This window comes from Streptomyces sp. NPDC052299 (assembly GCF_040679335.1).
Classification (GTDB): domain Bacteria; phylum Actinomycetota; class Actinomycetes; order Streptomycetales; family Streptomycetaceae; genus Streptomyces.
In genome coordinates this window covers 48,309-74,765 of the sequence record NZ_JBFAUP010000014.1, presented here as the reverse complement: position 1 = coordinate 74,765, position 26,457 = coordinate 48,309, and the positions used below count along the sequence as shown (strand labels likewise).

At 70.1% G+C, this 26,457-nt stretch carries 20 protein-coding genes and 1 pseudogene; 13 read left to right on the top strand and 8 right to left on the bottom strand.

The genetic code is table 11. The features are described from left to right. Nucleotides 1-30: 30 nt before the first annotated feature. The 5 genes from AB0L33_RS23510 to AB0L33_RS23490 all read right to left on the bottom strand — a co-directional run bounded on the left by AB0L33_RS23510 (nucleotide 31) and on the right by AB0L33_RS23490 (nucleotide 4,898). The gene (locus tag AB0L33_RS23510) at nucleotides 31-1,704 is read right to left on the bottom strand and encodes a mobilization protein (RefSeq protein ID WP_365684420.1); all 1,674 of its coding nucleotides are present in this window, start codon (nucleotides 1,702-1,704) and stop codon (nucleotides 31-33) included. Next, nucleotides 1,705-2,328, bottom strand: coding sequence for a plasmid mobilization relaxosome protein MobC (gene mobC / locus AB0L33_RS23505; RefSeq protein ID WP_365684418.1), 624 nt, complete (start codon nucleotides 2,326-2,328; stop codon nucleotides 1,705-1,707). Nucleotides 2,329-2,391: 63 nt separating this feature from the next. Then, nucleotides 2,392-3,198, bottom strand: a complete 807-nt coding sequence (locus tag AB0L33_RS23500) for a DUF2637 domain-containing protein (protein ID WP_365684653.1) — start codon at nucleotides 3,196-3,198, stop codon at nucleotides 2,392-2,394. A 114-nt stretch (nucleotides 3,199-3,312) separates the two neighbouring features. Further along, complete coding sequence (locus AB0L33_RS23495) at nucleotides 3,313-4,014, bottom strand: ATP-binding protein (RefSeq protein ID WP_365684651.1); 702 nt, start codon at nucleotides 4,012-4,014, stop codon at nucleotides 3,313-3,315. After that, nucleotides 4,011-4,898, bottom strand: coding sequence for a hypothetical protein (locus AB0L33_RS23490; protein ID WP_365684649.1), 888 nt, complete (start codon nucleotides 4,896-4,898; stop codon nucleotides 4,011-4,013). Before AB0L33_RS23490 ends, AB0L33_RS23495 begins: the two co-directional genes overlap by 4 nt. A gap of 263 nt (nucleotides 4,899-5,161) precedes the next feature. Here AB0L33_RS23490 and AB0L33_RS23485 point away from each other — a divergent pair. From AB0L33_RS23485 to AB0L33_RS23450, 8 genes and pseudogenes are all read left to right on the top strand, one after another. After that, a pseudogene (locus AB0L33_RS23485) lies at nucleotides 5,162-5,398 on the top strand (helix-turn-helix transcriptional regulator); the annotation flags it as partial. A 363-nt stretch (nucleotides 5,399-5,761) separates the two neighbouring features. Beyond that, nucleotides 5,762-5,968 carry a helix-turn-helix domain-containing protein gene (locus AB0L33_RS23480; RefSeq protein ID WP_359588412.1) on the top strand — a complete coding sequence of 69 codons (207 nt, stop codon included), beginning with the start codon at nucleotides 5,762-5,764 and terminating at the stop codon, nucleotides 5,966-5,968. Nucleotides 5,969-6,157: 189 nt separating this feature from the next. After that, nucleotides 6,158-7,117, top strand: a complete 960-nt coding sequence (locus AB0L33_RS23475) for a tyrosine-type recombinase/integrase (protein ID WP_365684416.1) — start codon at nucleotides 6,158-6,160, stop codon at nucleotides 7,115-7,117. Between the two features lie 253 nt (nucleotides 7,118-7,370). Continuing rightward, complete coding sequence (locus AB0L33_RS23470) at nucleotides 7,371-9,563, top strand: AAA family ATPase (protein WP_365684414.1); 2,193 nt, start codon at nucleotides 7,371-7,373, stop codon at nucleotides 9,561-9,563. Then, nucleotides 9,556-11,043 carry a UvrD-helicase domain-containing protein gene (locus tag AB0L33_RS23465; RefSeq protein ID WP_365684412.1) on the top strand — a complete coding sequence of 496 codons (1,488 nt, stop codon included), beginning with the start codon at nucleotides 9,556-9,558 and terminating at the stop codon, nucleotides 11,041-11,043. The genes AB0L33_RS23470 and AB0L33_RS23465 overlap by 8 nt, the downstream gene beginning before the upstream one ends. Nucleotides 11,044-11,791: 748 nt before the next feature. After that, nucleotides 11,792-13,420, top strand: coding sequence for a hypothetical protein (locus tag AB0L33_RS23460; RefSeq protein ID WP_365684411.1), 1,629 nt, complete (start codon nucleotides 11,792-11,794; stop codon nucleotides 13,418-13,420). Continuing rightward, a complete protein-coding gene (locus tag AB0L33_RS23455; protein ID WP_365684409.1) occupies nucleotides 13,420-13,821 on the top strand; it encodes a hypothetical protein in 402 nt (133 codons plus the stop codon). Before AB0L33_RS23460 ends, AB0L33_RS23455 begins: the two co-directional genes overlap by 1 nt. A gap of 672 nt (nucleotides 13,822-14,493) precedes the next feature. Further along, a complete protein-coding gene (locus tag AB0L33_RS23450) occupies nucleotides 14,494-16,113 on the top strand; it encodes a glycosyl hydrolase family 18 protein (RefSeq protein WP_365684407.1) in 1,620 nt (539 codons plus the stop codon). A gap of 540 nt (nucleotides 16,114-16,653) precedes the next feature. Here AB0L33_RS23450 and AB0L33_RS23445 read toward each other — a convergent pair. Beyond that, the gene (locus AB0L33_RS23445) at nucleotides 16,654-17,451 is read right to left on the bottom strand and encodes a class II aldolase/adducin family protein (RefSeq protein ID WP_365684405.1); all 798 of its coding nucleotides are present in this window, start codon (nucleotides 17,449-17,451) and stop codon (nucleotides 16,654-16,656) included. After that, nucleotides 17,448-18,452 (bottom strand): C-terminal binding protein, encoded by a 1,005-nt coding sequence (locus tag AB0L33_RS23440; RefSeq protein ID WP_365684403.1) that lies wholly within the window; start codon nucleotides 18,450-18,452, stop codon nucleotides 17,448-17,450. Before AB0L33_RS23440 ends, AB0L33_RS23445 begins: the two co-directional genes overlap by 4 nt. A 187-nt stretch (nucleotides 18,453-18,639) precedes the next feature. Between AB0L33_RS23440 and AB0L33_RS23435 the strand changes: the two genes are divergently transcribed. The 5 genes from AB0L33_RS23435 (at nucleotide 18,640) to AB0L33_RS23415 (ending at nucleotide 23,545) form a co-directional block, all read left to right on the top strand. Next, nucleotides 18,640-19,539 (top strand): Lrp/AsnC family transcriptional regulator, encoded by a 900-nt coding sequence (locus AB0L33_RS23435; protein WP_365684401.1) that lies wholly within the window; start codon nucleotides 18,640-18,642, stop codon nucleotides 19,537-19,539. A 178-nt stretch (nucleotides 19,540-19,717) separates the two neighbouring features. Beyond that, on the top strand, nucleotides 19,718-21,373 hold the full coding sequence (locus AB0L33_RS23430) for an amidohydrolase (RefSeq protein ID WP_365684399.1): 1,656 nt from the start codon (nucleotides 19,718-19,720) through the stop codon (nucleotides 21,371-21,373). 136 nt (nucleotides 21,374-21,509) lie between these two features. Continuing rightward, nucleotides 21,510-22,877, top strand: a complete 1,368-nt coding sequence (locus AB0L33_RS23425) for an MFS transporter (protein WP_365684396.1) — start codon at nucleotides 21,510-21,512, stop codon at nucleotides 22,875-22,877. Nucleotides 22,878-22,964: 87 nt separating this feature from the next. Continuing rightward, nucleotides 22,965-23,159: a CopG family transcriptional regulator gene (locus AB0L33_RS23420; RefSeq protein ID WP_143617898.1), complete on the top strand. Its 195-nt coding sequence runs from the start codon at nucleotides 22,965-22,967 to the stop codon at nucleotides 23,157-23,159. Next, nucleotides 23,156-23,545 (top strand): type II toxin-antitoxin system death-on-curing family toxin, encoded by a 390-nt coding sequence (locus tag AB0L33_RS23415; protein WP_365684394.1) that lies wholly within the window; start codon nucleotides 23,156-23,158, stop codon nucleotides 23,543-23,545. The genes AB0L33_RS23420 and AB0L33_RS23415 overlap by 4 nt, the downstream gene beginning before the upstream one ends. 12 nt (nucleotides 23,546-23,557) lie before the next feature. On the opposite strand, the gene AB0L33_RS23410 is transcribed toward AB0L33_RS23415, so the two are convergent. Beyond that, a complete protein-coding gene (locus AB0L33_RS23410; protein WP_365684392.1) occupies nucleotides 23,558-26,386 on the bottom strand; it encodes an FAD-binding and (Fe-S)-binding domain-containing protein in 2,829 nt (942 codons plus the stop codon). Nucleotides 26,387-26,457 lie beyond the last annotated feature (71 nt).

Here is a 26,457-nt window from a genome sequence, read left to right as displayed (position 1 = left end):
GCGGATGCGCTGCTCGCGGTGGGGTCTGCGTCAACGGCTCCTTGGAAGGGAGTCTGACTGTGCCGCCCTGGGCGTGAGTGTGGCGGGACCAGGCCGAACTCCGCCTACTGTCTTGTCGGGCGGCAGCCTGTCGACGGCCAGATCCGGAAGGCGCCTGAGGCGCCAGATGAGGACTTCGGTGAGGCTGGTGGCGGTACCGAGTTCGCGGTGGCGGGCGGCTTGGGCGAGGAGTGCGGCGGGGTCGACGTGACCGGCTGCCGTGGCGTCGTTGAGGGTGGTGGCGAGGGCGGGCCAGGCAGGTTCGGCGAGGATTTGCTCGGCCAGTTCGGGCAGCGCTCGGCGCACCGTGGCGGCCTGCCGTTCCACGATCGGTCGGGTGAGGCGCTGACCCCGGTGGTGGATCACGGCCACAGTCTCTGCGGCTGCGTTCCTGTAGGCGACATGGAGGTGCTCGGCTGATCGTCGGGCGGCTTCGGCCTGCTGGGTGTGGTTGCGGATGCGGTGCCAGTGCTGGGCGGCGATGACCGCAAGGAGGAGGGCGTCGAGTACGGTCGCGAGGAGGGCTCCGTCCCTGGGCGGGGGCACGCGCAGGATGGCCTTCACCGCTCGTCGTGTGGCCTGGGTCTGCTGATGGTGGGCGCCAATGCGGGAGCGGCCGGCGCACTCGAACGCCGTGGCTGCCTGCACCAGCTGGGCTTGGAGGCTGACAGGTGCGACCAGGGGGAGTGCGTCGAGGACTTCGGCGAGGACGGCGATGTGAGCCTGTCCGGCCTGGTCCTCGCCATGGTCGAGGTAGTCGGGCGTCCGGTCGACGGCGATGGTGAGTCGTCGCCAGGCCGGGGCTTCGGTCTGGTTGGCAGGCGGTGCTTCCGCGGTCGTGAGGCGTTCGGCGATCTTGGGGTAGGAGAGGTCGGCGGCGAGGGTGGAGCCGGAGAACCACACCGGATCGCCTTGGGCGTTGGTGTCGCCGTCGAGGGCGACCTTGTAGCCGCGGACGTCCCCGGAGGGGAAGTACTGGACGTCGATGAGGGCGTCGGCTCCCTCGACGAGGTGGAAGAACTCCTCGGTGGTCGTGGCCGCCGAGACGGCGGTGCGGACGATGGTGCGCAGGTGCTCGCGGGAGGTCCGGGTGTTCCCGGTGCGGCGGGCTTTCTCATGCTCGGCGCGGGTGGGGCGCTTGGCGGCGGTGCGGTCTCCGCGCGGGACCTGGCGGAGCCCGTACTTCTTCTCGATGGTGACGAGTTCCTTGTCGGCGCGCAGGAAGTCGTTCCAGTTCCTCGGCGGGCGGAGGTCGCCTCGGACCTTGGTGGCGACGATGTGGATGTGGTCGTCGGCGTGGCGGACGGCGACCCAGCGGCAGGCGTCGGGGTCGTCGGCCGGGGCGATGCCGGTGGCGTTGAGGACGCGGCGGGCGATGGTGGCCCACTCGTCGTCGGTCAGGTGGCGGTCTTCGGGGGCGGCGCGGATCGAGCAGTGCCAGACGTGGTTCTTCGGCGCCTTCGGGCCGGCCTGCTTGACCCGCAGGTCGAGGACGTCGGCGAGCTGGGCGAGGGTGGCGTCGGGGTCGCGGCCGGGGTCGGGGGCGAAGCCGTCCCATGAGGCGACGAGGTGGGGGTCGGTGTGTTCGTTGGCGCGGCCGGGCCCGTAGAGGTAGTTCAGGACGCCCCGGGTCTTGTGGCCGGGCTTGACGATGTTGGCGATCAATCAGGCCGCCCGGCGGTTCGTGGCAGTCACGTCGGCGGCGGTGTCGACCGCCGAGACCGCCTGCTGCACCGCCGCTACGAGCTGGCGGGCCTTGGCGAGGACGGCGGCGTCCACAGGATGTGCCTCGCCGCCGACGTTGAGCCGGTGGGCGATCTGGTTCGCGTTCGTGCCGATCCTGGCGAGCTGCGTACGCAGCGCGGCGTACTCATCGATCAGGTCGTCGGCGGTGGTGCGCTGGTCGGGCAGGGCGAGGTCGCCGTTCAGGTGGGCCATGACGATGGCGCCGACGAGGTGCGCGCCGGCCAGGTTGTGGCGGCGGGCTTCGGCGAGGATCGCCTGCTTCTCGTCGATGCTGTAGCGGACGTCGACACGCTCTCGACGCTGCACGTCCTGGCGGGCGCGGCGGCGGGCGACTCGGTGCAGCGCGGCCTCGTCGGCGGCACGCACGCCCCCTGGCTCCGGTGCGCCCTCGCGCCGGGGACCTGCCTCCGCCACCCCCGGGGCGGAGGCTTTCGCGTGGGACCGGCCCTTGGACGGTCCAACGCCATACCTTGCTCCGCCCGGGGCCGGGTTGGTGGCCACCAACGGCTGGTTGGTGGGGGCCTCGGTGTGGCTGTCGTGCATCAGGGTGTTCCTTCGGAGTGAGTGCTGGAGGGGCGCCCGTGTAGGCATGGGGTGACAGGAGTGTCAGGCGGTGGCCGCCAGATTCTTGGTGGTGGCCGCTTCTTCCAGGACGGTGTCGGCGGCCTTCTGGGCCCGGGCCCTGTCGACGGTGTAGCCCTGGGCACGGGCGGTGCGCTCCAGGTCGGTCCGGCGGACGGTGCCGGTCTCGTAGCGCATCTGGCGGGCGAGCTCCAGGAGGTACGCGTCAGGGGCGCTGGCCTTGCGCCCGCCAGGTTTTGGCGTCGCTTTCCTCGGCGGTGTGGCGGTGGCGGGAGGCGGCGCCGTGGCGGTCGTGGCGGGGGAAGCCGGTGCGGCGGGCGGCTTCGGCTCTGGCGTGGCGGTCGGCTGCACCAGGCGCTGCTTAGCGGGTATGGCGGTGGCGGCGGACTTGGCAGCGGGCGGTGGCGGTCCGCCACTGGGTGCCTTGGCGGTTGGCGGTTCGGCCGCCATCGCCTTGTTGGCGGCGAGGTGGCGGTTGATGACGAGGTAGAGGTGGACGGCGCCGGCGAGGGCGAGTGGGGCGATGGCGGACAGGGCGCCGACGGTGGCGTTGTTGAGGTGGAGGCGGGCCTGTTCGTTCAGGCGGATGGCGTGCAGGGCGTTGGCCCAGATGCTGGCGCCGGTCGCCAGGGTGACGAGCGTCCACACGTACAGGCGGGAGCGGAGAGGGGCGGTGCGCAGGATGAGCAGGGCGGTGACGCCCAGCGCGATGAAGCCGTCGATGACGAGGGGGAAGAGGTAGGTCAGCGGTCCACTGATGTGGGCGGCGACGGCCATTTGCCGCAGGGCGTCGTAGGAGAGGACGAAGCCGACGGCGGCGATCAGGGTGATCCCCCTGAGGAGGGGACGGCCTCGCCGTTCGAAGGCGGGGCGTATCGGGACAGGGGAGGGCAAGAGCAGGAATCTCCGGTGTGGTGCAAGGGGGCGGGATGGGCGCTGTCGGGGTCAGGCGACGGGCTTCTGACGGCGGCGGTCCTCGCCTTCGAGGGTGACGCGCTCGGTCATCTGGGCCAGGCGAGAGGCGACGCGGTCGCCGAGGGCCGCCCGCAGGGCGTCGGTGGTGAGATTGCTGGTGATCAGGGTGGGGCGCAGGTGGTCGTACCGGTGGTTGATCAGCCGGTAGGTGAGCTCCTCGGTCCACTCGCTGGTCTTTGCCGCGCCGAGGTCGTCCAGGAGCAGCAGCGGGCAGCGCATCAGGCTCTGCAGGTCACGCTCGCTGTCGAAACCGGGGCGTGGGCGCAGGCGGGCGTACAGGTCAGCGGCGGTGACGGCTTCCCAGCGCAGGCGGACCCCGGCGGCCAGCAGGGTGCGGATCGCGCCGTATGCCTGGTGGGTCTTGCCGGTGCCGGTCGGGCCGACGATCCGCAGGGAGGGCCCCTCCGCGATGCCCGGTGCGCCGCCGGGGCCGGGGCGTCCGGCGCGGGCGATCGCGTCCGCCCAGGCGGTGACCTGGGGATGGTTGGCGAGGGCGTGGCGGAAGCGGGCGGGGATGCGGGCTTCCGCCTGTTGCAGTGCGGTGACAGGTTCGGGCGTTGGCTCCTGGGCGGCTGCGTCGGGGGCGATGCCGCGCTGGGCCAGGATGTCGCCGAGTCGGCCGGTGATCCGGGCGGGCTGCTGCGGATCGCGGGTGAGGGTGGAGGTGGTCAGAGGTCGCCTCCGTAGGCAGCGGCGGTGTCGGCAGGGTTGGTCCACGGCTGGTGGGCAGCGGCGGCCGGGGCGGCGTTCATGGCCTCGTGGACGAGGCTGGGCAGGGTGCTCGGGTGCAGGCCCTTGGCGCGGTGGCGGGCGAGGCCGGCGCGGATGTGGTCCGGCGAGATGCCCTCGGCGAGGAGCTTCTTCACCTCGCGGCCGAGGTGGCTGAGCACGTCCTGCGGCGGGCGGTGGGGGCATCCGGCGGCGTACTCGCCGATCAGGTCCTTCGTCGAGTCCGAGTCGGGCGCGGGGGCGCTTGCGCCCCCCAACGGGGTAGATCCTAGATCCCTGTTCCTAGGTCCTAGATCCGGACGGTGAGGGCTCACGGAGGGCTCGGCGAGCCCTCCGTGCGGATGCGATGAGTGCTCACGGAATCGGCTCTGACCTGCGGATTCGTAGTTCACGGAGGGCTCCTTGAGTCCTCCCTGACGACTCGCGGAGGACTCCACAACAGCTCCCTGCGTCTGCGGTGAGGGCTCGCGCGGAATCCCGAGATCGTGGTGCGGGCACGGGGGAGTGCGGACGCCGCTGGGTCGGTTGATCTTCTGGTGCTTGGCGAAGGTGACGATGTGCAGGTACCGCTTGCCGTCCCCGCCCGCGTACCGGCAGATCAGCCCGGCGCCGTCGAGCTGGATGAGGTCGTCCTCGACCGCCTCCGGGCCGTGCTCGCGGCGCAGCGACCACAGTTGGCCGGCGATGACGGCGGCCTGGTCGCGGAACCGGCCCTGGTCGTCGGCCTGGGTGAGCAGCCCGAAGAAGGTCCGCTCGGCGGACAGGGACACCGCCGCGAGGGACTCGGACGAGAACGCCTCGGGCTTGATGGTGCGGATACGGGCGATGGCGATCGACCACCTTTCAGGAGAGGTCAGGGGAATCCGGCGGCGCCGGGTGCATGGCCAACACAGCCACACCTGGTGCGCAGAAGTCCAGACTTTGCGCTGGAATTCGGTACAGCCCGTCGGCATGCCGCGTCGGCCGCAACTGTAGGGCCGGATTCCCGGTCACCGAAATCGCCGCCGGAAATTGCCGCGTGATTCGCATCGCTCACGGCAGACAGGAATACCCTTCCGGACCGGCCGGCGCGCAAGCTACAACACCACCCATGCCGCCACGCCCCCTCGCCATCGGACCCGCCGGACACGCTGCCGCCCACGCCATCGAACGCACCCGCACCGCCCGCGGCTACTCCCAGCGCCAGCTCGCCGCCCGCGTCACCACGCTCGGCCGGCCCATGACCTTCACCGCGCTCTCCCGCATCGAACGCACCGTCCGCCGCTGCGACATCGACGACCTCGTCGCCATCGCCACAGCCCTCGGAATCGCCCCGCAGAACCTCCTCGCCGACCCCCTCATGCCCCCCAGGGGAGGCCGGGGTGGGCGAAATATAGCCGACGATCCCCGGTTAGCGAAACCGGGGATTCTCCGGATCATTGGGGGTCCCGGAACGCCTGTCGTGCCGGTCCCTGCCAGAAGTCTGCCCACATCCCCAGAGGACGCCTTACTTGATCCGCCTACGCGCCGATTTCAGGTTCCCTGCCGCGCACACGTAGTCCCGCTCGTTTTCTCTTCTGCTCCGCTCGGAGATTCCGGCCGTACGTAGATGACCTATTCGGCGATCGCGCAGCAACTGCTGGGCTTGTTGCCCCCGTCCCAGGTAGATCTCTTAATTCTCGTCGCTCTTTCTCCCGCAAAGGAACCGCCTATGGCCCCGCGCCTGCTGTCCATACCTGCCGTTGCCGCAGCCCTGGACGTCGACCGCCGAACGGTCTACCGCTTCATCGCCGCGGGCGAGCTGCCCGTCGTCGACCTGCGCACAGGACCGGCTCGCTCTCGCGTCCGCGTCCCCGCCGCGAGCCTGGACGACTTCATCAACAGCAGGGCGGTCGCGCCGCCGGTGCGCCGCCGCTGACCAGGACCAAGCCCGTCCATACGAGAAACAGGAAGGACCGGAACCACGTACCTCCGGAAGCTGAAGTCCGGCAAATGGCAGGCAACCGTCCGCAACCGGGCTGGAGACCGGTTCAGCGAGTCGTTTCCCCTCAAGGCGCAGGCCCGCGCCTGGGGTACAGATATGGAGACCCAGTTCGCCCGCGGAAGCATGAGGGACCCCCGAGCGGGCGAGATGGCGTTTCACGAGTGGCACGCCCGCTGGTGGCAGGCCCGCGTCGCCGAGCCCCACACGCTGCGCGGCGACGCCTCCAGCATCAAGAACCACGTGCTGCCCCACTGGGGCGACTGGGAGATGCGGGCCGTCACCCGCATGGACGTCCAGAGCTGGATCCGCGGACTGGTCGAGAAGGGGGTTGGCGCCTCGGCGATCAAGAGGGCGTACAACCTGCTGTCGTCCATCATGCGTGCGGCCGACGACGACGATGTCATCGCGGTCAGCCCCTGCCGGAACATCGACCTGCCGCAGATCGCGATCAAGCCCCCGCAATGGTTCACCCTCGACCAGGCGCAGAGCATCGTCGACGAGCTCCCGGCCCCATGGCGCACCATGTGCCTGCTCGGCTTCTACACGGGCCTGCGCTGGGGCGAACTCGCCGGCCTGCACCGCCATCGGATCGACCAGCGCCGTTCCCGCCTGTTCGTGGTGGAGGTCAACACCAAGAGCGGCATCAAGGAGTACCCCAAGAGTTCGAGGAGCCGCCGTGAGGTCCCGCTCCCGCCACACGTCCTGGACGCCCTCGAACAGCACATCCACCCGCTCGACCGCGACGCCCTGGTCTTCACCACCATCACCAAGGGCCGCGCCGGCCGTCGCCTCGACGACGGCAACTGGCGCCGCCAGACCTGGTGGCCGGCCATCGAGAACGCCCACTACTTCGACACCGACGGTGAGCAGCTCCCCGTCCCGCACTATCCGCCCCACTCCATGCGGCACACCTGCGCCTCGTGGCTCGTCCAGAAGGGAGTCTCCCTCTACGAGGTCCAGCACCTCCTCGGCCACGAGAGCTTCCAGACCACCCAGCGCTACGCCCACCTGCAGCCGGACGCCCACAAGGCTGTGCTCGGGGCCTGGGAGCGCATGGATGTTCCGCTGACCGGCGCCGCATGAGCGAGCCTCTGTCTCGTCCGGCACGGACGGGGCAGAGGCGTTTGCCTGCTCAGGTGGACGCTCGCGGTCGGCCTGTGTCGAGTGTCCTTGGATGGACTGTCAGGAAGATCATTTTGCCGGGCGGGGGGCGTGGAGCCGTCCTGTGTTCGATGGAACTCAGGCAGGTCCAGACCGCAAGTGATCGCAAGGGAAAGAGTGTTGTCAGTGCTCGGGGTGATGATGGCTACTCACGTACTTCTTGTCCATGGGGGGCATGGTGCACCTGAGTCGTATCGCAGTGAGCGGGTTTCGGGCGAGCGCAGACGGCGAGATGGTCTGCCATTTACCTGGCCGTTTCAGCGTGCTGATCGGAGCCAACGGCGCCGGAAAGACAACGCTCACGGATGCGCTCTACCTTTCTCATCCCGGCTCTCGCTTCCCAACCCTGCCGAGGTACGGTTCCGCCACGCTCGCACCCGAGAGGTCCACCCGCACCATCAAGGTGGAGTACCGGCTGGGCGATAGCCTCACCGGGGAAGGTCGTCTCGGACGTCAGTTGCACGAGGTCAGCCACCAGCGCCTTGGGGATGTCGCTCAGACCTGGGGTGTCACGCTGAGTCGCAGGCTCGGCAGCGTCACCCCGAAGATTGACACGGCCCACGGCAGGTCCTTGGACCTGGACCCGTACAAGCTGATCTACCTGCCGGCCTGGCGTCATCCTCTGGACGAACTGGCGCGCCGCGAGGCACGGATCCTGGTTGAGCTGCTCCGTGCTGAACAGCAGCGCCTGAACGGCACCCGGAACCTCGTGGGGCTCCGGGCGCGGGCCTCCCAGATGCTCGAGGAGCTGGCCAAGGAGAGCATCATCGACGCCGTCGAGAAGAGGATCGGCGGCTACCTCACGGACCTGTCGGCTGGGGTGAGTCGCCAGTGGTCGTACATACGTGGGCAGGTCATCGACGATACCTACTTGGCTCGCGTGCTGGAAGTCATGCTCGCTGTCATGGAGGGACGCAGATTTGCTCGGCCTCTTGAAGTGTCCGGGCTGGGGTACGTCAACCTGCTGCATATCGCCGTGATCCTGGCAGCGATACCGGACTCCACCGAACTTCCCCAGGACACCGCCCGGTCTCACCAGGATGCTTCCGACCAGCCGCCCCCCACAGAGATTGAGCAGATCCAGCAGGCGACCCGGAACCTCCAACAGGCACAGGCTGATGCCGAGTCGGAGGAGGACTCCTTCTTCGGTACGAAGCCCTTCCATGCAACGGTCGTCATTGAGGAGCCTGAGGCGCACCTCCACCCGCAGTTGCAGCACGCTCTCGTCCGGTACTTGCGTAGAACCGTCAAGAAGCGGCCGGAGCTGCAGGTCATCCTTTCCAGCCATGCGACGGACGTCATCACATCCTGCGCCCCCGAGGAACTCGTCGTCGTGCGCCAGACGGCGCAAGGGAGAGTGTGCCGCACCGTCGCCGACGTCGTGCCGGCGAAGCACCGCGACATCACGCTGCGGAAGACACGGCTCCATCTGGACGCGAGTCGGTCCGCCGCCCTCTTCGCCGACCGCCTCGTCCTGGTTGAGGGGGTCACCGACGCCGCCGTCCTAAGGGAGTTTGGCAGGACCTGGGCCGGAGGGGACGCGCGCAAGCACGCATTCATCGACGCACTCAGCATTGTGCACATGGGATGGAAGGTCGGGCAGTGGCCGGTGCATCTCTTGGCAACTCGGGGCAAGGAACTGTGCACCAAACTGGCGATCCTCGTCGACAGCGATCAATCGTTCGAGAGCAAGGAGCACAAGAAGCCGACTTGGCTTCCTGACCACGACCCCTCGGTCGTCGATGCCTTCGTCAGCCATCCGACCTTGGAACCGTCGATCACCGAGGGTAACGAGCACTTGATCGCGGCGGCTCTGCGCGAGGCTGACCTGGACGAGCCGCTCGTGACGGCCCGGACGGTGTACGAACTGTTCCGCAGCGCGCGGAAGGGCAAGGACGGGCAGCCCGGCGTTCCGGCAGGGCGGGGTTCCAGCAAGAAGGGCGACTTTGCGCTTGCCTTCGCCGGCCTCCTGGCAGAGGCCAACGAAGCAGGTCCCGAGCAGGCGTCGAGCCTTCCGATCGTGCCCGACCACATCCGGCGGCTGTTCGAGTTCATGTACCCGCCCGCCCCGGCCGATGAGACCGACCCCCATGAGTCCATTGATGAGCCGGACTGGCTCGTGCTGGACGGCGAACGGAACACGGACGAGCAACAGGTTGATGATGCTGAGGAATTTCACTGGCCGGACGATTGGCAGAGGGAAGAGAGGGAGTGGGCGGAAACAAGCGGGGACGAACCGATCCCGGACCCTCCGGACTCTGACGCGCCGGATCCGGATGCACCGCCATGGGAGGAACTCCGATACTGGCGGCCCTCCCTCGGGAGCTGGCCGACAGCCACACGTCGGATGACGGTTGACGATGAGTAGTCGCTGGCCTGGCACCCGCGCTCTCACGCCGGAACAACTCCTCACCGCCGCAAGCCCTGACCGCCTTGTCTACGTAGAGGCATTTCCCGGCTCCGGAAAGACGACCGTCTCGCACCAGCGGTTCGGCCTGCACCGCTTCGCGCGCACAATCGATCACCGAGCGGTCGTGGCGGTCAGCTTCACTCGCTCGGCCACCGAGGAGATACGTCGCCGCGTGGTTCGACAGTGGGGTCCTTCGGCCCTGGCGTGGCCCCATCGCATCGTCACGCTCGACACCATCCTGAACGACCTACTCACCCACCTCCTGCGGTCTGGGTTCCTCCAGTGGCCAGGCGGCCACGAGGAACTGGAGGTGCTGGACACATGGCGGACGCACTTTCCCACCATCCGCACTACCGCGAAGCCCGCTCTCCGCCTGGCGGGCACCCAGGTCAGCACCACCTACCTGCCAGAGGCGAAGCCGGACAACCACATAAGGCCAGCGGACTTCGCCGCTGCGGTCAACAGAGGATGGTGTACACACGAGAACGTACGTGAGGTCCTGCACGGGGCCCTCGGCATTGACGGTATCCGCGCCCACGTGTCGACCTACTTCGCCAGGACGATCAGGTCCCTGCTTGTCGACGAGGTCTACGACGCGAACGATCTGGACGTGGAGATCATCCGCACCGCGGCGGAAGCGGGACTCGCCGTCACTCTGGTGGGAGACCCTTGGCAGGCCCTCTACGCCTTTCGTGGCGCACGCCCGGAGAGCGTGCGCCGGCTCATCGAGCTACTGGGATTCGAACGCGGCGAACTTCAGACATCGTTCAGGTGGCACGACAGCAGTGACCAGGCGTCACTGGCACGTCTACTGCGCCGTAGAGAGCGCGTGGTCCTTCCCGCGGGGGTGGCACGTGACGTCGATGTCGTCCTCGCACGGCGGTGGAAGACGCTGTGGGACGGGGACCCCCATGTCCTCCCCCTGGCCGTCAAGCAGCCGTCAGGACCGTTCCAGGAAGCCGTGTGCACCTTGCTTCTCAACGAACTCACCCAGAGCTCCTTCGGCCTGCCTGCCGCGTTCCTCACCGACGCCCGGACTACCCTGGGCATCGAAGAAGCCGAAACGTTCGAGCAGCTGCGTCCGGACCTACAGGCTGCTCTTCAGCGCCTGGCGAGCCAGGATGACCTCGGCGAAATCTGGACCGCCTTGGCGGACAGCGTGGTCACCAAGACGCACATCGAGCGGCCGGAGAGCCAGAAGCGGACACCGCGCAAGGCTCTCGGCAACCTGCGCATACGGCTGGAGGACGCGCATAAGCGACTCGTTCCCGGCCTGACATGCCACCAGGCGAAGGGCAAGGAGTGGGACAGGGTCGGGGTGAGACTGGAAGAGTCCGACGCGGCTGTGCTCCGGAAGGGGCTCGACCCCGCCGACGAAGCCCACCGCTCGCTTTACGTCGCACTCACCAGGGCACGAGTCCGCAGCCTCGCGGTGTAAAGGAGGGGAGCCTGCGGAGGACCAGGGACGGATCTTGGTCGTGGCGACGCCACGTTCAAGCCTCTGGTGCAGACTCTCCCCCAGGGGCCGTCGGTAATGTCTTCCAACGCTGGCGCTCGTTGACCTGTCCCGCAGTCGGAGCCGGGATGAGGCGAGACGCTCGTTTGACGCTGTCGGTGCCCGCACAGCCCGCTAGGCGCACCGAAAGCAATGCCTGACCTGCGGGTATGTCAGCTCCCCTTCCGGATGATGCTTTTCCGATGACGCATCATGTGGAGTGCGTGGCGATTCTGGAGCCGGTGAAGTCGGGCGTCTGACCTGGGGGTTTTGCTGAGACGGCAGTGCCTATCGTCTCAACGCGCGGCTAACATCCAGCCGTTTCAGCAGACGACTCGTCGGTATCGCAGCGGTGGTGGTTGTGATGGCCCGGGTCGCCTCCATGTGCCTTTGCGGAATGGACGGCTTCGTCCGGCTTGCCTTATCAGGTTTCGGTCAATCTACCTGTCTCCCGGCCTGTTACGCGCAATGTCGCCTTTGTGCTCTGGCGACTTCCGCCGTTCGTCGTGAAGATGCCCGCCGTACGAGCGAACGGGGGAGCGGCATGGGAATCGCCTGGGGTACCAAAGCTCGGGAGAAGAGGCAGCAGGAGGGGGCGCGCACGGACGGGTGGCCCGGTGTGCCCGTCCAGTGGGCTGCCCCGGCGGCCGACACGCCTCGTCCTGCGGAGGTGGATCCGACTGTCACTGAGGTGACGCGGTTACTGTGCCAGGCGGTCTATGCGCGGCCGGATCGAGTGAAGGAGCTTAAGGCGTGGTGGCGCAAGTTTCGGGGGAAGAACGCGGCTCCGAAGAAGCCGCGGCGTAGTACACGCAGGCCCATTTACCTGGAAGGCAGTGACGATTGCCCTCCGCTGGGCGAGCCGACGGCGCAATGGGTTGTCCACCATGTGCTGAACGGCCCGCCGGTGCCTGTGCCGTCGTATGGGTTCGATCTTGTCCCGATGGTGGCGCACAGCCTGCGTGCACGGCGCGGGCGGTGGCTACGGCGTCTTTGCTTCCTGTTGCTCCTGTCGGCGGCCGGGTATGTCTCTCCGTGGGCGACGGCGATCTGGATAACTGCGGTCCTGACCGCCCTCACCATGAGGTGGGCGGCGTTTCGAGCGCAGCGCAAGAAGAAGCTCAACAGTCGGCTGGCCCGCCGCCCGTGGTTGGCGTATCTGCCTCTCGTCGCTCCGTGGATGCTGGCGTTGGTGCCGTATGGACCGGTGCCGGAGGCGAGGCTCGGGCTGGCCGCGGCGCCGGTCGGCCTACTTGCTGGGATGGCAGTGGTGTACGTCGGGGACCGGTTGGTGGCGAGGTCCGCTCTGTCTGTCCTGAGTCGCAAGCGGATCTCCCGCGACGTGCTGCCGTGGACGGCGCCGAGGGCCACTCGGAGACTCGCGGAGATCGGGAAGGAACAGGAGGGGCGCCAGCTGCCCTATGACGTCTCGCAGCACTTTATCGGCGCCGGGCGTGACCTTTGGGGAGCCGCCCACATCAACATCCCTCTGAAACCCATGGACCCCGACGCGTCGGTCAAGCCCTTCGGCGAGGCCGAACTGCTGCGGTGCGTGGGGGCGGCACTCGACGAACTGGGGCGGGGCGCAAGGGAGATCACGGACCCGCTGCCAGGATTCACCATGGAGCAAGTTTTCGGGTTGCCGGCCCATCTCTGGCTACAGCGGACGCGGGAGGCGACCGGGGAAGCGCCGGACCTGACTGACCGGGGTCGTAAGTCGCCCTCCAGCAAACCGACGCGACGCTATCTGCGCGCGCAGTGCATCACCTGGGACGGCCAGGTGGTGGTGAGCGTGTTCGTTCACGCCGCTCTGGAGGCAGGCGAGTTGCGTCTCACCGTACGGCCTCACGTCATGACCCCGCTCTACAACGAGCTGAAGGTGACAACAGCCCCCATCGGCAAGCGCGGTGTGCGGCTGCTCAGGTGGGTGACGATCCAAGCTCTCCTGGACGCGGCGGTCGGCCCCTTGACGTTGTGGCGCCTGGTCGCCCGGATCGCACTCGGAGGGAGCACCGAGGATCGGGCCGTGGAGGAGGATCCTGTGAGCCTGCGGGACCGGTACTCGACCGAGGAAGTCACTGACATGCATCAGAGTGATGACGCCAAGCGACATGTCGTCCTCATGGAGACCTGCGTGTTCCGCACCGTCGCTGCCTACCTGCGGGACCTGGGCGTCGACACCACCGCCTACGACCAGCAGGTGGCTGCTGTGACCAACAACATCCAGATCTATGGCGACAACAACGCTCCGATCCAGAACATCGTCGGTAACGGCAACAGCAACATCGGTCAGGGCTCTACCAGCCAAGGAGGAAAGTGATGGCCATCGGACGACGTCGACCTGACCCCACACCCGAGTCGGGACACGGCACGGGCATCAGCATCGGCGGCAACAACAACGCCCCACTCCAGAACGTCGTCGGGCAGAACATTTCCCATGTGAACCAGGCTGCATCGGCCAACGGCGTCACCGATGTCGACGCCGTACGAGCCCTCCTCGCCGCGTTCCGAGGGGACCTGGAGCGCAACGCGGCGGGTCTGCAGCACATGGAAGCTCTGAGAGCCATGGCGGGCACCGCGGACGATTCACTTGCGGCTCCGGCCGAGCAGGCGCACACGCTGAGGGGAATCGCACAGGCGCTGCCCGCGCTTGTCCTCGGAACCGCTGTCCAGCAGAGCGGAGAAGCCCTCGCCACGGCCATCGGCGGGCTGCTGACCTGAAACTGGGGAGCGCACCCGTAGCCCGATCGGGAGGCATGTGGAACCAGAGCGGAAGGGGGGTCTCGCCCTCGGCCCCCAGCCGGCCCCGGAGATCACTCAGGGCCCTGACTCGCTCTCGCGGATCAGGAGCCTGTCTTGTGGCTGCTTGCTGCACATGATTCGTGCACCCTCGGACTCGTGCGTAGCTGAAGCTCCGTAGTCGGCGTCGTTGGTGACTACGGCGCGGTCGTGAGGGAGCGTCGTCAGCGAGCCCGGCCTGGGCGTACACGCCCCCCGGGCGGACGGCTGCGGCGCTCTCGCCGAGTTGAGTGACGCCAGCGGTGAAACGCTCGGTGCGCAGTCGGGGCGCGTTCGCGCAGAGCACCTCCCCGTCTACGTGCGTCGGTGGCAGGCCACGGTCAGTCCAATCAGGGCGCCGGACCGGGCACCCTCCCACCGTGCCGGGCCTGTGTGCAAGCGATTCGCCGGGCGGTGCTCGGTCTGTCAAGTTTCGTCAAGCGGGGCCCCCGGCAGTCGAGCACCTTTGGTCCAGACCTATTGACGGGCCGCGGCCCCCCTTCTACGATCCCGTCGATCGCCGGACTGCATTTCTCCAGTTCATCGGGGCCGCGCGTCCGCGCCCCACCTCCCGCACGCTCACGCCCGTGGCATGTCGCCAGAATGGAGCACAGCATGTTCCGTCGGAGAATTCGTACGCTGCCGGGCGCAGGTGACGGGCACTCGGCCCCCGTCCTGACCCGAACGATCGCCGGGGTGAGCGCCGCCGTCCTCGTCGGCGCATGCGTCGCCCTGGTGGGTTCCGGTTCGGCCGGCGCGGCCGACGCCGCGAACCTGGTGGCCAACTCCGGTTTCGAGGAAGGGCTTTCGGGCTGGTCCTGCGCCAATGGGTCAGGCGAGGTCACCAGCAGCCCGGTGCATTCCGGCTCGTCCGCGCTGAAGGCCACGCCGTCCGGCCTGGGGAACGCCCAGTGCAGCCAGACGGTCAGTGTGCAGCCGGACTCGACGTACACGTTGAGCGCCTTCGTCCAGGGCAATTACGTGTACCTCGGCGCCAGCGGCACCGGTGCGGCCGCCGAGCCGCAGACCTGGACGCCCAGTTCCTCGTCGTACAGCAAGCTCAGCGTCGGCTTCACCACCGGTGCGAACACCACGTCGGTGACGGTCTACCTGCACGGGTGGTACGGGACGCCCGCGTACTTCGCGGACGACGTGTCGCTCACCGGTCCCGGTGGCACGACGCCTCCGCCGACCACGCCGCCGCCCACGGACCCGCCGACCACTCCGCCGCCGACCGACCCGCCGACCACCCCGCCGCCCACGGACCCGCCGGGTGACGCCACTTGTGCCACAAAGCCCAAGCCGGCCGGCAAGGTGCTGCAGGGGTACTGGGAGAACTGGGACGGCGCCTCGAACGGCGTGCACCCCGGGATGGGCTGGGTCCCCATCACCGACAGCCGGATCGCCCAGCACGGCTACAACGTCATCAACGCGGCCTTCCCGGTGATCCTCTCGGACGGGACCGTCCTGTGGGAGGACGGCATGGACGCGGGTGTGAAGGTGTCGACGCCCGCGGAGATGTGTGAGGCCAAGGCGAAGGGTGCCACGCTCCTGATGTCCATCGGCGGCGCGGCCGCGGGCATCGACCTGTCGTCGAGCAAGGTCGCCGACCGCTTCGTGGAGACGGTCGTCCCGATTCTCAAGAAGTACAACTTCGACGGGATCGACATCGACATCGAAACCGGTCTGTCCGGGAGCGGGAACATCAACACGCTGTCCGCCTCGCAGTCCAACCTGATCCGCATCATCGACGGCGTGCTGGGCAAGATGCCGGACGGCTTCGGCCTGACGATGGCGCCCGAGACCGCGTACGTCACCGGCGGCAGCGTCACCTACGGGTCCATCTGGGGCGCGTACCTGCCGATCATCAAGAAGTACGTCGACAACGGCCGGCTGTGGTGGCTCAACATGCAGTACTACAACGGCAGCATGTACGGCTGCTCCGGCGACTCGTACTCCGCCGGCACCGTGGAGGGCTTCGCCGCCCAGACCACCTGCCTCAACAGCGGCCTGACCATCCAGGGCACCACGATCAAGGTGCCGTACGACAAGCAGGTGCCCGGTCTGCCGGCCCAGCCCGGCGCGGGCGGCGGCTACATGGCGCCCAGCCAGGTCGGCCAGGCGTGGAACACGTTCAACGGCACGCTCAAGGGCCTCATGACGTGGTCCCTCAACTGGGACGGCTCGAAGGGCTGGTCCTTCGGCGACAACGTCAAGTCCCTGCAGCGCCGATAGTCCAGGCTGATGCGTCCGGCCCCTCCGGGGGCCGGACGCGGCGCCCGCTGATCCCGATGGGCTCACCCGGCGTTCTCTCCCCGGCCGTGTCAGGTGGGGAGCCTCGCATGCCGCTGACGCTCAGGCCGTTACGGCTACGGGCGTGGGCGCCGGCCACACGTGAGCTCAGCGACTCGGCCGGGTCGAGCGGCCGTAGGCGGTCCGGGTCCGCGTCCCACGCGCGGCCGCCGCCGAGCGGGCGGAGCTGGAGGCGGGCACCTTCGTGGCCCGTCACCAGGCCCGCCCGGCCGCGCCCGGTGTCGTACACGCCGTCCTCACGCGAGGGACGCCGGCGTCGGTCACCTGGTCGCAACGACCGCGGCCGCCGGTGGTCGTCGCCGTCCGCGGTCGTCATGCCCCGCACCGCGGCGAAGGTCCTCAGCGGCCGGGCCGTCCGCGATCTCCCCGGCCCGGAGCGCCGCGAAGTTCGGAGGAAGCCGTACGGGCGGGCCGGCGTGGCCGGCGTCGTCGCCCCCGCGCAAGAGCCCTTGCCGGAGGCGGTCAGTCCTTGTAGTCCGGCGCGATCCGCTCCACCAGCCGCAGCAGCGCCGCCCAGGCCAGGTCGTACGCGTCGTGGTCCTCGAAGTCGGAGGAGGCGCCGCCCTCGCCGGTGAGCTGCTGGGCGGTGTACTCGGCCACCTGGTCGGAGGGCAGGACGAGTTCGGCGCCGCCAGCCTGGGCGGTGACCTGGATCTCGCAGGCCTTCTCCAGGTAGAACATGCGCAGGAAGGCCTGCTTGGCGCTGTCGCCGACGGTCAGCAGGCCGTGGTTGCGCAGGATGAGCGCCGGGTGGGTGCCGAGGTCGGCGACCAGGCGCTCCTGCTCGGCGAGGTTGAGGGCGACGCCCTCGTAGTCGTGGTAGCCGACGCGGTTGTGGAACTCCATCGACATCTGGTTCACGGGCAGCAGGCCGGACTTCTGCGCGGCGACGGCGCAGCCCGCCCTGGTGTGCGTGTGCAGTACGACGTGGGCATCGGTGCGGGCCTTGTGGATCGCGCTGTGGATCACGAAGCCCGCCGGGTTGACCGGGTGCGGGCTCGGCTCCACCGCGTTGCCGTCCAGGTCGATCTTGACCAGGCTGGACGCGGTGATCTCCTCGAAGAGGAGACCGTACGGGTTGATGAGGAAGTGGTGGTCCGGGCCCGGCAGCCGCTGCGAGATGTGCGTGAAGATCAGGTCGGTCATACGGAAATGGGCGACCAGGCGGTAGACGGCCGCGAGTTCGCGGCGCAGCCGCAGTTCCTCGGCGGCGATGTCCGCGTCCTGAGTGGTGGCGGGGGTGTCCAGGATGTCCGTCACGCGGGGTCTCCTTGCGTGCTGTCGGTGAGAGGGGCGGTCGCGGTCCGCTGCGGCGTCACGACGGGGGTACGGGGGCGCCCGGTGGTCCACCAGGCGATGACGTTCGCGGCCGGCTCGGTGACGTAGGCGCGCAGCGACGCGTCCGAGAGGAAGGCGGAGTGCGGGGAGACCAGCAGCCGGGGGTGACTGCGTAGCCGGTCGTCGGCGGCGGGCGGCTCGACGGGGAAGACGTCCAGCGCGGCGCCGGAGAGACGGCCGCTGTCCAGGGCGTCCAGGACCGCGCCGGGGTCGATGAGGTCGCCGCGCGAGACGTTCACCAGGACGGCGCCGGGCCGCATCCGGGCGAGCAGTCCGGCGTCGACCATGCCGCGGGTTTGCGGCGTGGACGGGACGTGCAGGGAGAGGGCGTCGGCGGTCTGGGCCAGGGTGTCGAGGTCGAGGCGTTCGACCCCCTCCGGCCAGTCGGAGGCGTGCGGGTCGTGGGCGACGATCCGGCCGAAGAGCGGGGCGGCGAGGCGGGCCAGGACCCGGGCGATCCGGCCGAGACCGACGAGGCCGAGCGTCATCTCGCTCAGCCGCCGCGGCACTTCGGCGAGGTCGGTGCTCCAGCCGCCGGCCCGGACCACGGCGTCGGCCTGCGGCAGGCGCCGCGCGAGGGCGAGGATCTGGGCCAGCGCGTGGACGGCGACGTCCTCGGTGGCCGAGTCGGGCAGGTTGGCCACCCACAGGCCGCGGCGCGCGGCCTCGGCGGTGTCGATCATGTCGTAGCCCGCGGACATGGTCGCCAGCATCCGCACGTGCGGCAGGCGGTCGAGGAGAGCGCCGTCCACGCGGGCGTAGCCGACGACGAGAGCCACGGCGTCGTGCGCGGCGGCGGCGATCGCGTCCGGGGCCGTGCCGCCGGCGACGCGTACCTCGAAGCCCGCCTCGGTGAGCAGCTCCACGCCGGGGGAGGGGTCGAGCTCCCCCGTGTCGGTGATCACGGCTACAGGTCGTGTCACGTCAGCCTCCGTCGATGATTCGATCGTGTAATCGTCGAGAAACTTACGTTTCGGCTGTGTCAGTTGTCCACCTCGGACGGGATGATTGTGAGGAAGGGGGATTCCGGATCGGAGCGGGCCCGGAGCCGGACGGCCTGCCCGGCGGGATCAGAATGGGCGGACACCGCTGAACGAAGAGGGGCGCTACGTGGAGCTCGACCAGACCGACCTGGCGATCGTGCGGGAGTTGCAGGGCGACGGACGGCTCACCTACGAGACGCTGGCCCAGCGTGTCGGGCTGTCCCGGCCGGCCGCCCGGATGCGGGTGCAGAGGCTCCAGGAGTCCGGTGCCGTGCGGGTGGTGGCGATCGTGCACCCGGCTGTACGCGCCCTCACCGCCTCGGCGCACCTCGCCATCGACACGCACGGTCCGGCCGGTGAGGTGGCGCGGCGGGTGGCCGAGCTCCCGCAGGCGCCCTTCGTGACGCTGACGAGCGGGCGGCGGGCCATCATGGCCGAGCTGCGCACGGCGGGCTTCGGGGAGCTGGAGCGCACGATCGAGCACATCCGCGCCCTCGCCGGCGTGCGTGCGGTGGATCCGCTGGTGGCGACGCGGCACGTCAAGGACCCTTACCTGCTCACCGACGAGCCGACCGTCGGCGTGCTCGACGCGACGGACGAGCGCATCCTCGCGGAGCTGGAGGAGGACGGCAGGCTGCCGTTCGCCGAGCTGGCCGGGCGAGTCGGCCTCTCGGCGGGGGCGACCCGCTCGCGGACGCTGCGGCTGCTCGACGGCGGGGTGGCGAAGGTGGTCGCGCTGGTGCGGCCCGACATGCTCGGCCTGGGCTACCTGTGCGGGTTCAGCCTGCGCGTGTCCGGTCGGGCGGCGGAGGTCGCCGAGACCGTCGCGGGGTTCGCGCGCGTGGCCTTCCTCTCGACGTGCCTGGGGCGGGCGGAAGCGGTCGGCACGATCACCGCGGAGTCGTTGGACGCCGTACGCGCCACGCTTGAGGAGATCCGCGGCCTGGGCGCCGTGCGCGAGGTGGAGAGCTGGCTCCATCTGGAGCTCGTCAAGGAGCGCTACGACCTCCGCCCGCACGCCGTCTGAGGGCCGGTCCGGCCGCCCCGGCGGGGGTGGGCAGTCGATACGTAACCCAAGGCGCGATCCAACTTTACAAAACTTCTTCTCCGGAGCCTCTGGTTAATCAGGCGTTCGCTCTTTATCGTTCTGCGAGCCGAATCGTCTGTCGGCGAGCCCTGTACGTTCTGGTCGAAAGCAGCCTGCCATGCCCCGTCCCACCGACTCCCCCGAGCGCACGCTCCTCGTCACCGGCGCCGCCGTAGCCGTCCCGGGCACTTCGGTCCGCGCCGAGGCGCTGGCCGTGCGAGGCGACCGCGTGGTGCACGTCGGCACCGCCGAGGACGCCCGCGCGGCGCTCGGCGGCCAGGCCGACGAGGAACTGTCCCTCGACGGCGGCCTGGTCCACCCCGGCTTCATCGACGCCCACTGCCACCCCGTCATGTACGGCCAGGCGCTCGCCTGGGTCGACCTGCGCCCCGAGCGCGTCCCGGACATCGACACCATGGTCGAGGTGCTGCGCGAGGCGGCCCGGGACCTGCCCTCCGGCGTCCCGGTCCGCGGCTTCGGCTACGAGCACCGCCGCCTGGCCGAGGGCCGCCACCCCAGCTGCCGCGACCTGGACCGCGTCGCCGAGGACCGCGAGGTCTACGTCATGAACGCCTCCGGCCACGGCGGCGTCGTCAACTCCCACACCCTGCGCACCTGCCGCATCGACGCGGACACGCCGTCCCCCGAGGGCGGCAGCATCGGCCACTTCGAGGACGGGCAGCCCGACGGTCAGCTCTGGGACGCCGCCTGCGACCTGCTGACCGGACCGGCCGGCGTCAAGATCGGCAACCACGGCCCGAACTTCCACCTCTCCGAGCCCGACGACATCATGGCCGACCACCTCCTGCGCGCCCAGGAGGTGTTCCTCGCCGCCGGCGTCACCACGATCGGCGACGCCCAGGTCTCGCGCCGCGAGATGGAGACGTACCTGCGCGCCCACGCGGACGGCTCGCTGCGCATGCGGGTCTCCGCCTACCTCACCTCGGCGCTGCTCGACACCGCCCTGGAACTCGGCGCGGTGCGCGGCTTCGGCGACGACCACTTCCGCATCCAGGGCGTGAAGTTCTACGCCGACGGCACGCTCGGCGGCTGGACGGCCTACTTCCCCGAGGGCTACGCCGCCGACTGCTGCCACCACGGCCAGCTCTACCACTCCGTCGAGGAGTACGCCGAGATCGTCCGCCGCGCCCACGCGGCCGGCCTCCAGACGGCGACCCACGCCCAGTCCCCGTACGCCATCGGCATGGTGCTCGACGCCATCGAGAAGGCCCAGGCGGAGCGCCCGCGCGAGGACATGCGCCACCGCATCGAGCACTCCGGACTGCCCACCGACGAGCAGATCGACCGCATGGGCGAACTCGGCGTCGTCCCGGTCATGCAGCCCCAGCACCACCTGCGCACCGGCGACGGCACCCTCACCGCCATCGGCGAGATGGGCCACCGCTACAACCCGGCGGGCCGCTGCCCCGAGGCCGGCGTCCCGGTCGTCTTCTCCTCCGACGCGCCCGTCGCCCCGCCCGCCCCGCTGGAGGCCGTCGCCGCCGCCGCGACCCGCCGGACCGTGCTCGGCACCGTCCTCGGCGACGAGTCGCTGCGCCTGCCCGTGGAGGCCGGTCTGCACGCCCACACCGGCGCGGCGGCCGCGGCCCTGCACCGCGAGGACGCGGTCGGCGCGCTCGCCCCGGGCATGCTGGCCGACTTCGTCGTCCTCGACGCCGACCCGTTGACCGTGCCCGCCGACGAGCTGACCGGCGTCCGCGTCCTGGAGACCTGGGTCGGCGGCAGCCGCGCCTGGGCCGCTTCCGGCCGCTGACCCGGCGGGCAGACCCCGATTCCCCGGCGGCCGGACGATCCTTCCGTGGCCCGGCCGCCGGGCCCCGTACCCCCCTTTTCTCCCCAACTCGACTGGCTGCAACGTCCCCGTCTGCACTCACCTGCCGGAGGTCCCCTTGTCGGACCGCACCACCACCGCCCGCCGACCGCAGAGCCCGTACCGGACGGCCCTCGCCGCCCTGTCCGGAACCTCCATCGAGTGGTACGACTTCTACGCCTTCGCCACCGCCGCGGCGATCGTGTTCAACGACGTCTTCTTCCCCGCCGACATGCCGACGGCCCTGAAGACCATCTCGTCCTTCGCCACCTTCGCCGTCGGCTTCCTGCTGCGCCCGATCGGCGGCATCGTGTTCGGGCACATCGGTGACCGCGTCGGCCGCAAGAAGACGCTGGTCATCACCCTCATGATGATGGGCATCGCCTCGGTCGCCATCGGCCTGCTGCCCACCTACGACCAGGTCGGCCCGCTGGCCCCGATCCTGCTGATCGTGCTCCGGCTCGTCCAGGGCATCGCGATCGGCGGCGAGTGGGGAGGCGCGGTCCTGATCGCCGTGGAGAACGCCCCCGAGGGCAAGGCGACCTTCTTCGGCTCCTTCGCCCAGCTCGGCTCCTCGGTCGGCGCGCTCCTGTCCACCGGCATGTTCAGCCTCATGAGCCTGTTCGGTGACGCCGCCTTCGACAGCTGGGGCTGGCGCGTACCGTTCCTCGCCTCGGCGCTCCTCGTCGTCATCGGCCTGGTCGTGCGCACCAAGCTGGAGGACTCCCCGGTGATGGAGGACATCCACACCGAGCAGCAGAAGAAGAACGGGAAGCGCGGGGGAGCCTCGCAGCTGCCCGTCGCCGAGGTGCTGCGCAACGACTGGAAGACCGTGCTGGTGGGCGTCTTCTCGCTGGCCACCGCGACCGGCGGCTACTATGTTGTGACGAGCTACCTCCTCTCGTACGGCACCGACGACCAGCACCTGTCCGAGTCGATGCTGCTCAACGGCCTCACGCTCGCCGCGTTCCTGGAACTGGTCGTCACCCCGTTCCTGTCGCTGCTCGGCGACCGGATCGGCGCGCACAAGGTCGTCGTCGGCGGACTCGCCGGCGTGGTGCTGCTCTCGATCCCGCAGTTCATGGTCGTGGGCACCGGCAACGTCGTCCTGATCTATCTGGCGATGCTCGCCATGCGCCTCGTGATGTCGGCGCTGTACGGGCCGATGGCGGCGATCCTCGCGGACGGCTTCGCCCCGCACGTGCGGTACACCGGCATCTCCCTGTCGTACCAGATCTGCAACCTGGTCTTCGCGGGCTTCGCCCCCGTCACGGCGGTGTGGCTGTCCTCCCTCGCGGGCGGCGCGTACTGGCCGCCGGCGGTGGCCCTGATGGTGATCTCGCTGATCGGTATCTGGTGCACCCTGCGCCTGCGCGTCTACCGCGCGCGCCTCATCACCCCCGCGACCGCCGACGCGCCGGCGGCCCGGGTGGGCGCCGGCGTCTGACGCCCGACACACCGGGGCCGGCCACTTCGGTGGCCGGGCCTCCCGGCTTCTGCCGCGCGGCTGATACCGGAGCGGTATCATCTCTGTATGGCGATGACACTCCGGCTCCCCGACGACCTCGACGCGCAGCTCACCGAGCGTGCCCGCAGAGAGGGCCGCAGCAAGCAGGAGCTTGCGATCGAGGCCATCCGGGAGGCCCAGGAGCGTTCCGAACTGAAGGTGGACGACGTCCTGGCCGAGCTCATGGTCAGCGACGCGGAGATCATGGACTACCTGAAGTGACCGAGGTGCGGTACGTCCGGATCGACGAGGTGCTGGCCATCGCCCGGGCCGTCAACGGGACCGAGCACAGTGTGCGTGACCTGGGGCTCCTGGTCTCCGCGATCGAGCGGCCCCGGACCCATGTGTTCGGGGCGGAGCTGTATCCCACGCTGCACGAGAAGGCGGCGGCGCTGCTGCATTCCGTCGCCCGGAATCACGCGCTGATCGACGGCAACAAGCGCACCGCCTGGCTCGCCATGCGTGTCTTCCTGCGGTTCAACGGCGGCGCCGCCGTCGCTCCGCCGCCCGTCACGGTGGCCGGCCCGTTCGTCGAGGACGTCGCGCAGGACCACCTCGACGTGCCGGTCGTCGCCAAGCGGCTGGCGGAGTGGTTCCCCCTGCCCTGACCCGGCGGCCGGTCAGTGCCGCAACGCCTCCGCGAGCACCTGCACCAGATGGCGGCTGTCCAGGCCCGCCAGGTCCCGGACCTGGGTGCGGCAGGAGTAGCCGTCGGCGAGGATGCGGCGGTCCGGGGCGTCGGCCGCCTTGGCGAGGATGCCCTCCCGGGCGATCTTCTCGGAGACCTCGTAGTGGCCCTTCTCCATGCCGAAGTTTCCGGCCAGGCCGCAGCAGCCCGCGGAGATGTCGACGTCGCAGCCCATCGACTCCAGGAGCGAGCGGTCCGCCTCGTAGCCCATGACCGCGTAGTGGTGGCAGTGGGGCTGGACCAGGAGGGGTGAAGCCGCCCGCGGCGGCGTCCAGCCGATCGAGACGAGGAATTCGGCGACCGTCCGCACCGCGCCCGCGAGTTCCGCGGCGCCGGGGTCGTCCGGCAGGAGCTCGACCAGGTCCGAGCGGAGCGTCGCCGTGCAGCTCGGCTCGATGCCGATCACCGTCCGGCCGGCCCGGACGTGGGGGAGCAGCAGGTCCACCGTGGAGCGGAGCTTCGCCCTGGCGGCGGTCAGCTGGCCCGTGGAGATCAGGGTCAGGCCGCAGCAGGCGCCCGGCGCGGCGATCTCCACGTCGCAGCCCGCCGCCGCCAGGACCTCCACGGCGTCGCGCGGGATCTCCGGTGCGAGCGCGTCCGAGAAGGAGTCCACCCAGAGCAGCACCTCGGGGCCGTTCGCCCTGGGCCGTCTCCGGGAAGCCCCGCTCCACCGGAACGGCCTCGCCGGCAGCGGGGGCAGTGAGCGACGGCTGTCCGCGCCCATCAGGGTCATCATCGTCCGCCGGAGCACGGACACCCGGCCGACCAGGTTGACCAGGGGTGCCAAGGGCGCCAGCAGGCGCAGCCACTGCGGGAGCCGGCCCAGGGTGTAGTGGCTCAGCGGGCGGCGGCGGCCCTTGTACGTCCGGTGCAGGGCCTCCGACTTGAACGTGGCCATGTCGATCCCCGTAGGGCAGTCGTTGGCGCACGCCTTGCAGCTCAGGCACAGGTCCAGGGCCTCATGGACCTCCGGGGAGCTCCAGCCCTCCGAGACGAAGCCGCCGTTCAGCATTTCCTGGAGCGCCCTCGCCCGGCCCCGCGTGGAGTCCTTCTCGTCGCGGGTGGCCGTGTACGACGGGCACATGAAGCCGCCCTGGCCGCGCAGGTCGGCCCGGCACTTGCCCACCCCGACGCACCGGTGCACGGCGTCCGTGACGTCCCCGCCGTCGCGCGCGAAGGCGAAACCGTCGCTCGCCCGCAGCCGCCGCGCCCCCGGCCGCCGGAGGTCCGCGTCCAGCGGCGCGGGGCGGACGACGACACCGGGGTTCATGACGTCGTCCGGGTCCAGGAGGGCCTTGAACGCCTCCATCGCGCGCAGCGCCTCGGGGCCGTACATGGAGGGGAGCAGTTCCGAGCGGGCGCGGCCGTCGCCGTGCTCGCCGGAGAGCGATCCGCCGTGCTCGGCGGCCAGGGCGGCGGCGCGTTCCAGGAAGTCGCGCATCGGCGCGCCCCCGGCGTCGAGCGGGAAGTCGATGCGGGCGTGGACGCACCCGTCGCCGAAGTGGCCGTAGGCCAGGCCGGAGAGCCCCTGCTCGGCCATCAGCGCCTGGAGCCCGCGCAGATAGTCGCCGAGCCGTTCCGGCGGCACGGCGGAGTCCTCCCAGCCGGGCCACGCCTGCTTGCCGTCGGCGGTGCGGCCGGCCAGGCCGGCGCCGTCGGCCCGGATCTGCCAGAGCCGGGTCGCCTCGGGACCCGCCGGGAGGACGGCGCTGTCCGTGGCGTGCGAGGCCGCGACCAGGGCGCGCGCCGCCTCGACCGCCTCCGCCGACGTCGCCCCGCCCACCTCGGCGATCAGCCAGCCACCGCCCTCGGGCAGCGAGGGCACGGCCGCGTCGCCGTGTGAACGGCGGACCACGTCCACGAGCTGCGCGTCCAGGCCCTCCAGCGCGAGCGGGCGCAACGGCAGCAGGTGCGGCACGTCGTCCGCGGCCGTCGCCATGTCCGCGTAACCCAGGACGGCGAGCGCCGGGGCGGGCGCCTGCGGGACGAGCCGGACCGTGGCTTCGAGCAGGACGCCGCAGCTGCCCTCCGTGCCGGTCAGCGCGGCCGCGAGGTTGCGCCCGTTCTCCGGCAGCAGGTGCTCCAGCGAGTAGCCGGAGATCTGCCGCCCGAAGCGCCCGAACTCGGTGCGCAGCACCGCCAGGTGCTCCGTGACGAACGCGTCGAGCCCGGGCACCGCCGCGAGCGCCTCCGGCCCCGAGCCCACCGTGATCACCTCGCCGCCGCCCGTCAGCCAGGTCATCGACACCACGTTGTCGGCCGTGCGCCCGTACGAGAGGCCGTGCGGCCCGCACGCGTTGTTGCCGATCATCCCGCCGATCGTGCAGCGGGTGGCCGTCGAGGGGTCGGGGCCGAACCGCAGCCCGTGCGGCAGGGCCTCCTGCTGGAGCGTGCTCAGCACCGCGCCCGGCTCGACCACGGCCGTCGACGAGCCGGGGTCGACGGACAGCACGCGGTTCATCGAGCGGGAGAAGTCGATCACCAGGCCCGGCCCCACCGCGTTCCCGGCGCACGAGGTCCCGCCGCCCCTGACGGTGACCGGAACCCGGTGTTCACGCGCGATCCCGACCGCGGTGATCACGTCCTCCTTCGACCGGGGCATGAGCACCGCGCCCGGGACGATCCGGTAGTTCGACGCGTCCGTCGAGTAGACCGCCCGGGTCGTCGCCGAAGCGTCGACGAGACCGCCCAGCTTTCCGCGCAGGGCGTCGAGGAACGCCTCGGTGAGCGGGGTCGGGACTTCTGTGGTGGTCGCGTCCATCGGGGTGCTCCTGGGGCGGGCCGGCGGTGCGGGCATGACGGTCGTGCCCCCGTAGCTTCTCAGCGGCACAT

Coding starts and splice junctions, on each gene's coding strand:
- AB0L33_RS23430 (WP_365684399.1), top strand. CDS start 19,718: ATGCCCCGTCCCACCGACTCCCCCGAGCGCACGCTCCTCGTCACCGGC.
- AB0L33_RS23420 (WP_143617898.1), top strand. CDS start 22,965: ATGGCGATGACACTCCGGCTCCCCGACGACCTCGACGCGCAGCTCACC.
- AB0L33_RS23475 (WP_365684416.1), top strand. CDS start 6,158: ATGAGGGACCCCCGAGCGGGCGAGATGGCGTTTCACGAGTGGCACGCC.
- AB0L33_RS23410 (WP_365684392.1), bottom strand. CDS start 26,386: ATGGACGCGACCACCACAGAAGTCCCGACCCCGCTCACCGAGGCGTTC.
- AB0L33_RS23450 (WP_365684407.1), top strand. CDS start 14,494: ATGTTCCGTCGGAGAATTCGTACGCTGCCGGGCGCAGGTGACGGGCAC.
- AB0L33_RS23470 (WP_365684414.1), top strand. CDS start 7,371: ATGGTGCACCTGAGTCGTATCGCAGTGAGCGGGTTTCGGGCGAGCGCA.
- mobC (WP_365684418.1), bottom strand. CDS start 2,328: ATGCACGACAGCCACACCGAGGCCCCCACCAACCAGCCGTTGGTGGCC.
- AB0L33_RS23480 (WP_359588412.1), top strand. CDS start 5,762: ATGGCCCCGCGCCTGCTGTCCATACCTGCCGTTGCCGCAGCCCTGGAC.
- AB0L33_RS23465 (WP_365684412.1), top strand. CDS start 9,556: ATGAGTAGTCGCTGGCCTGGCACCCGCGCTCTCACGCCGGAACAACTC.
- AB0L33_RS23455 (WP_365684409.1), top strand. CDS start 13,420: ATGGCCATCGGACGACGTCGACCTGACCCCACACCCGAGTCGGGACAC.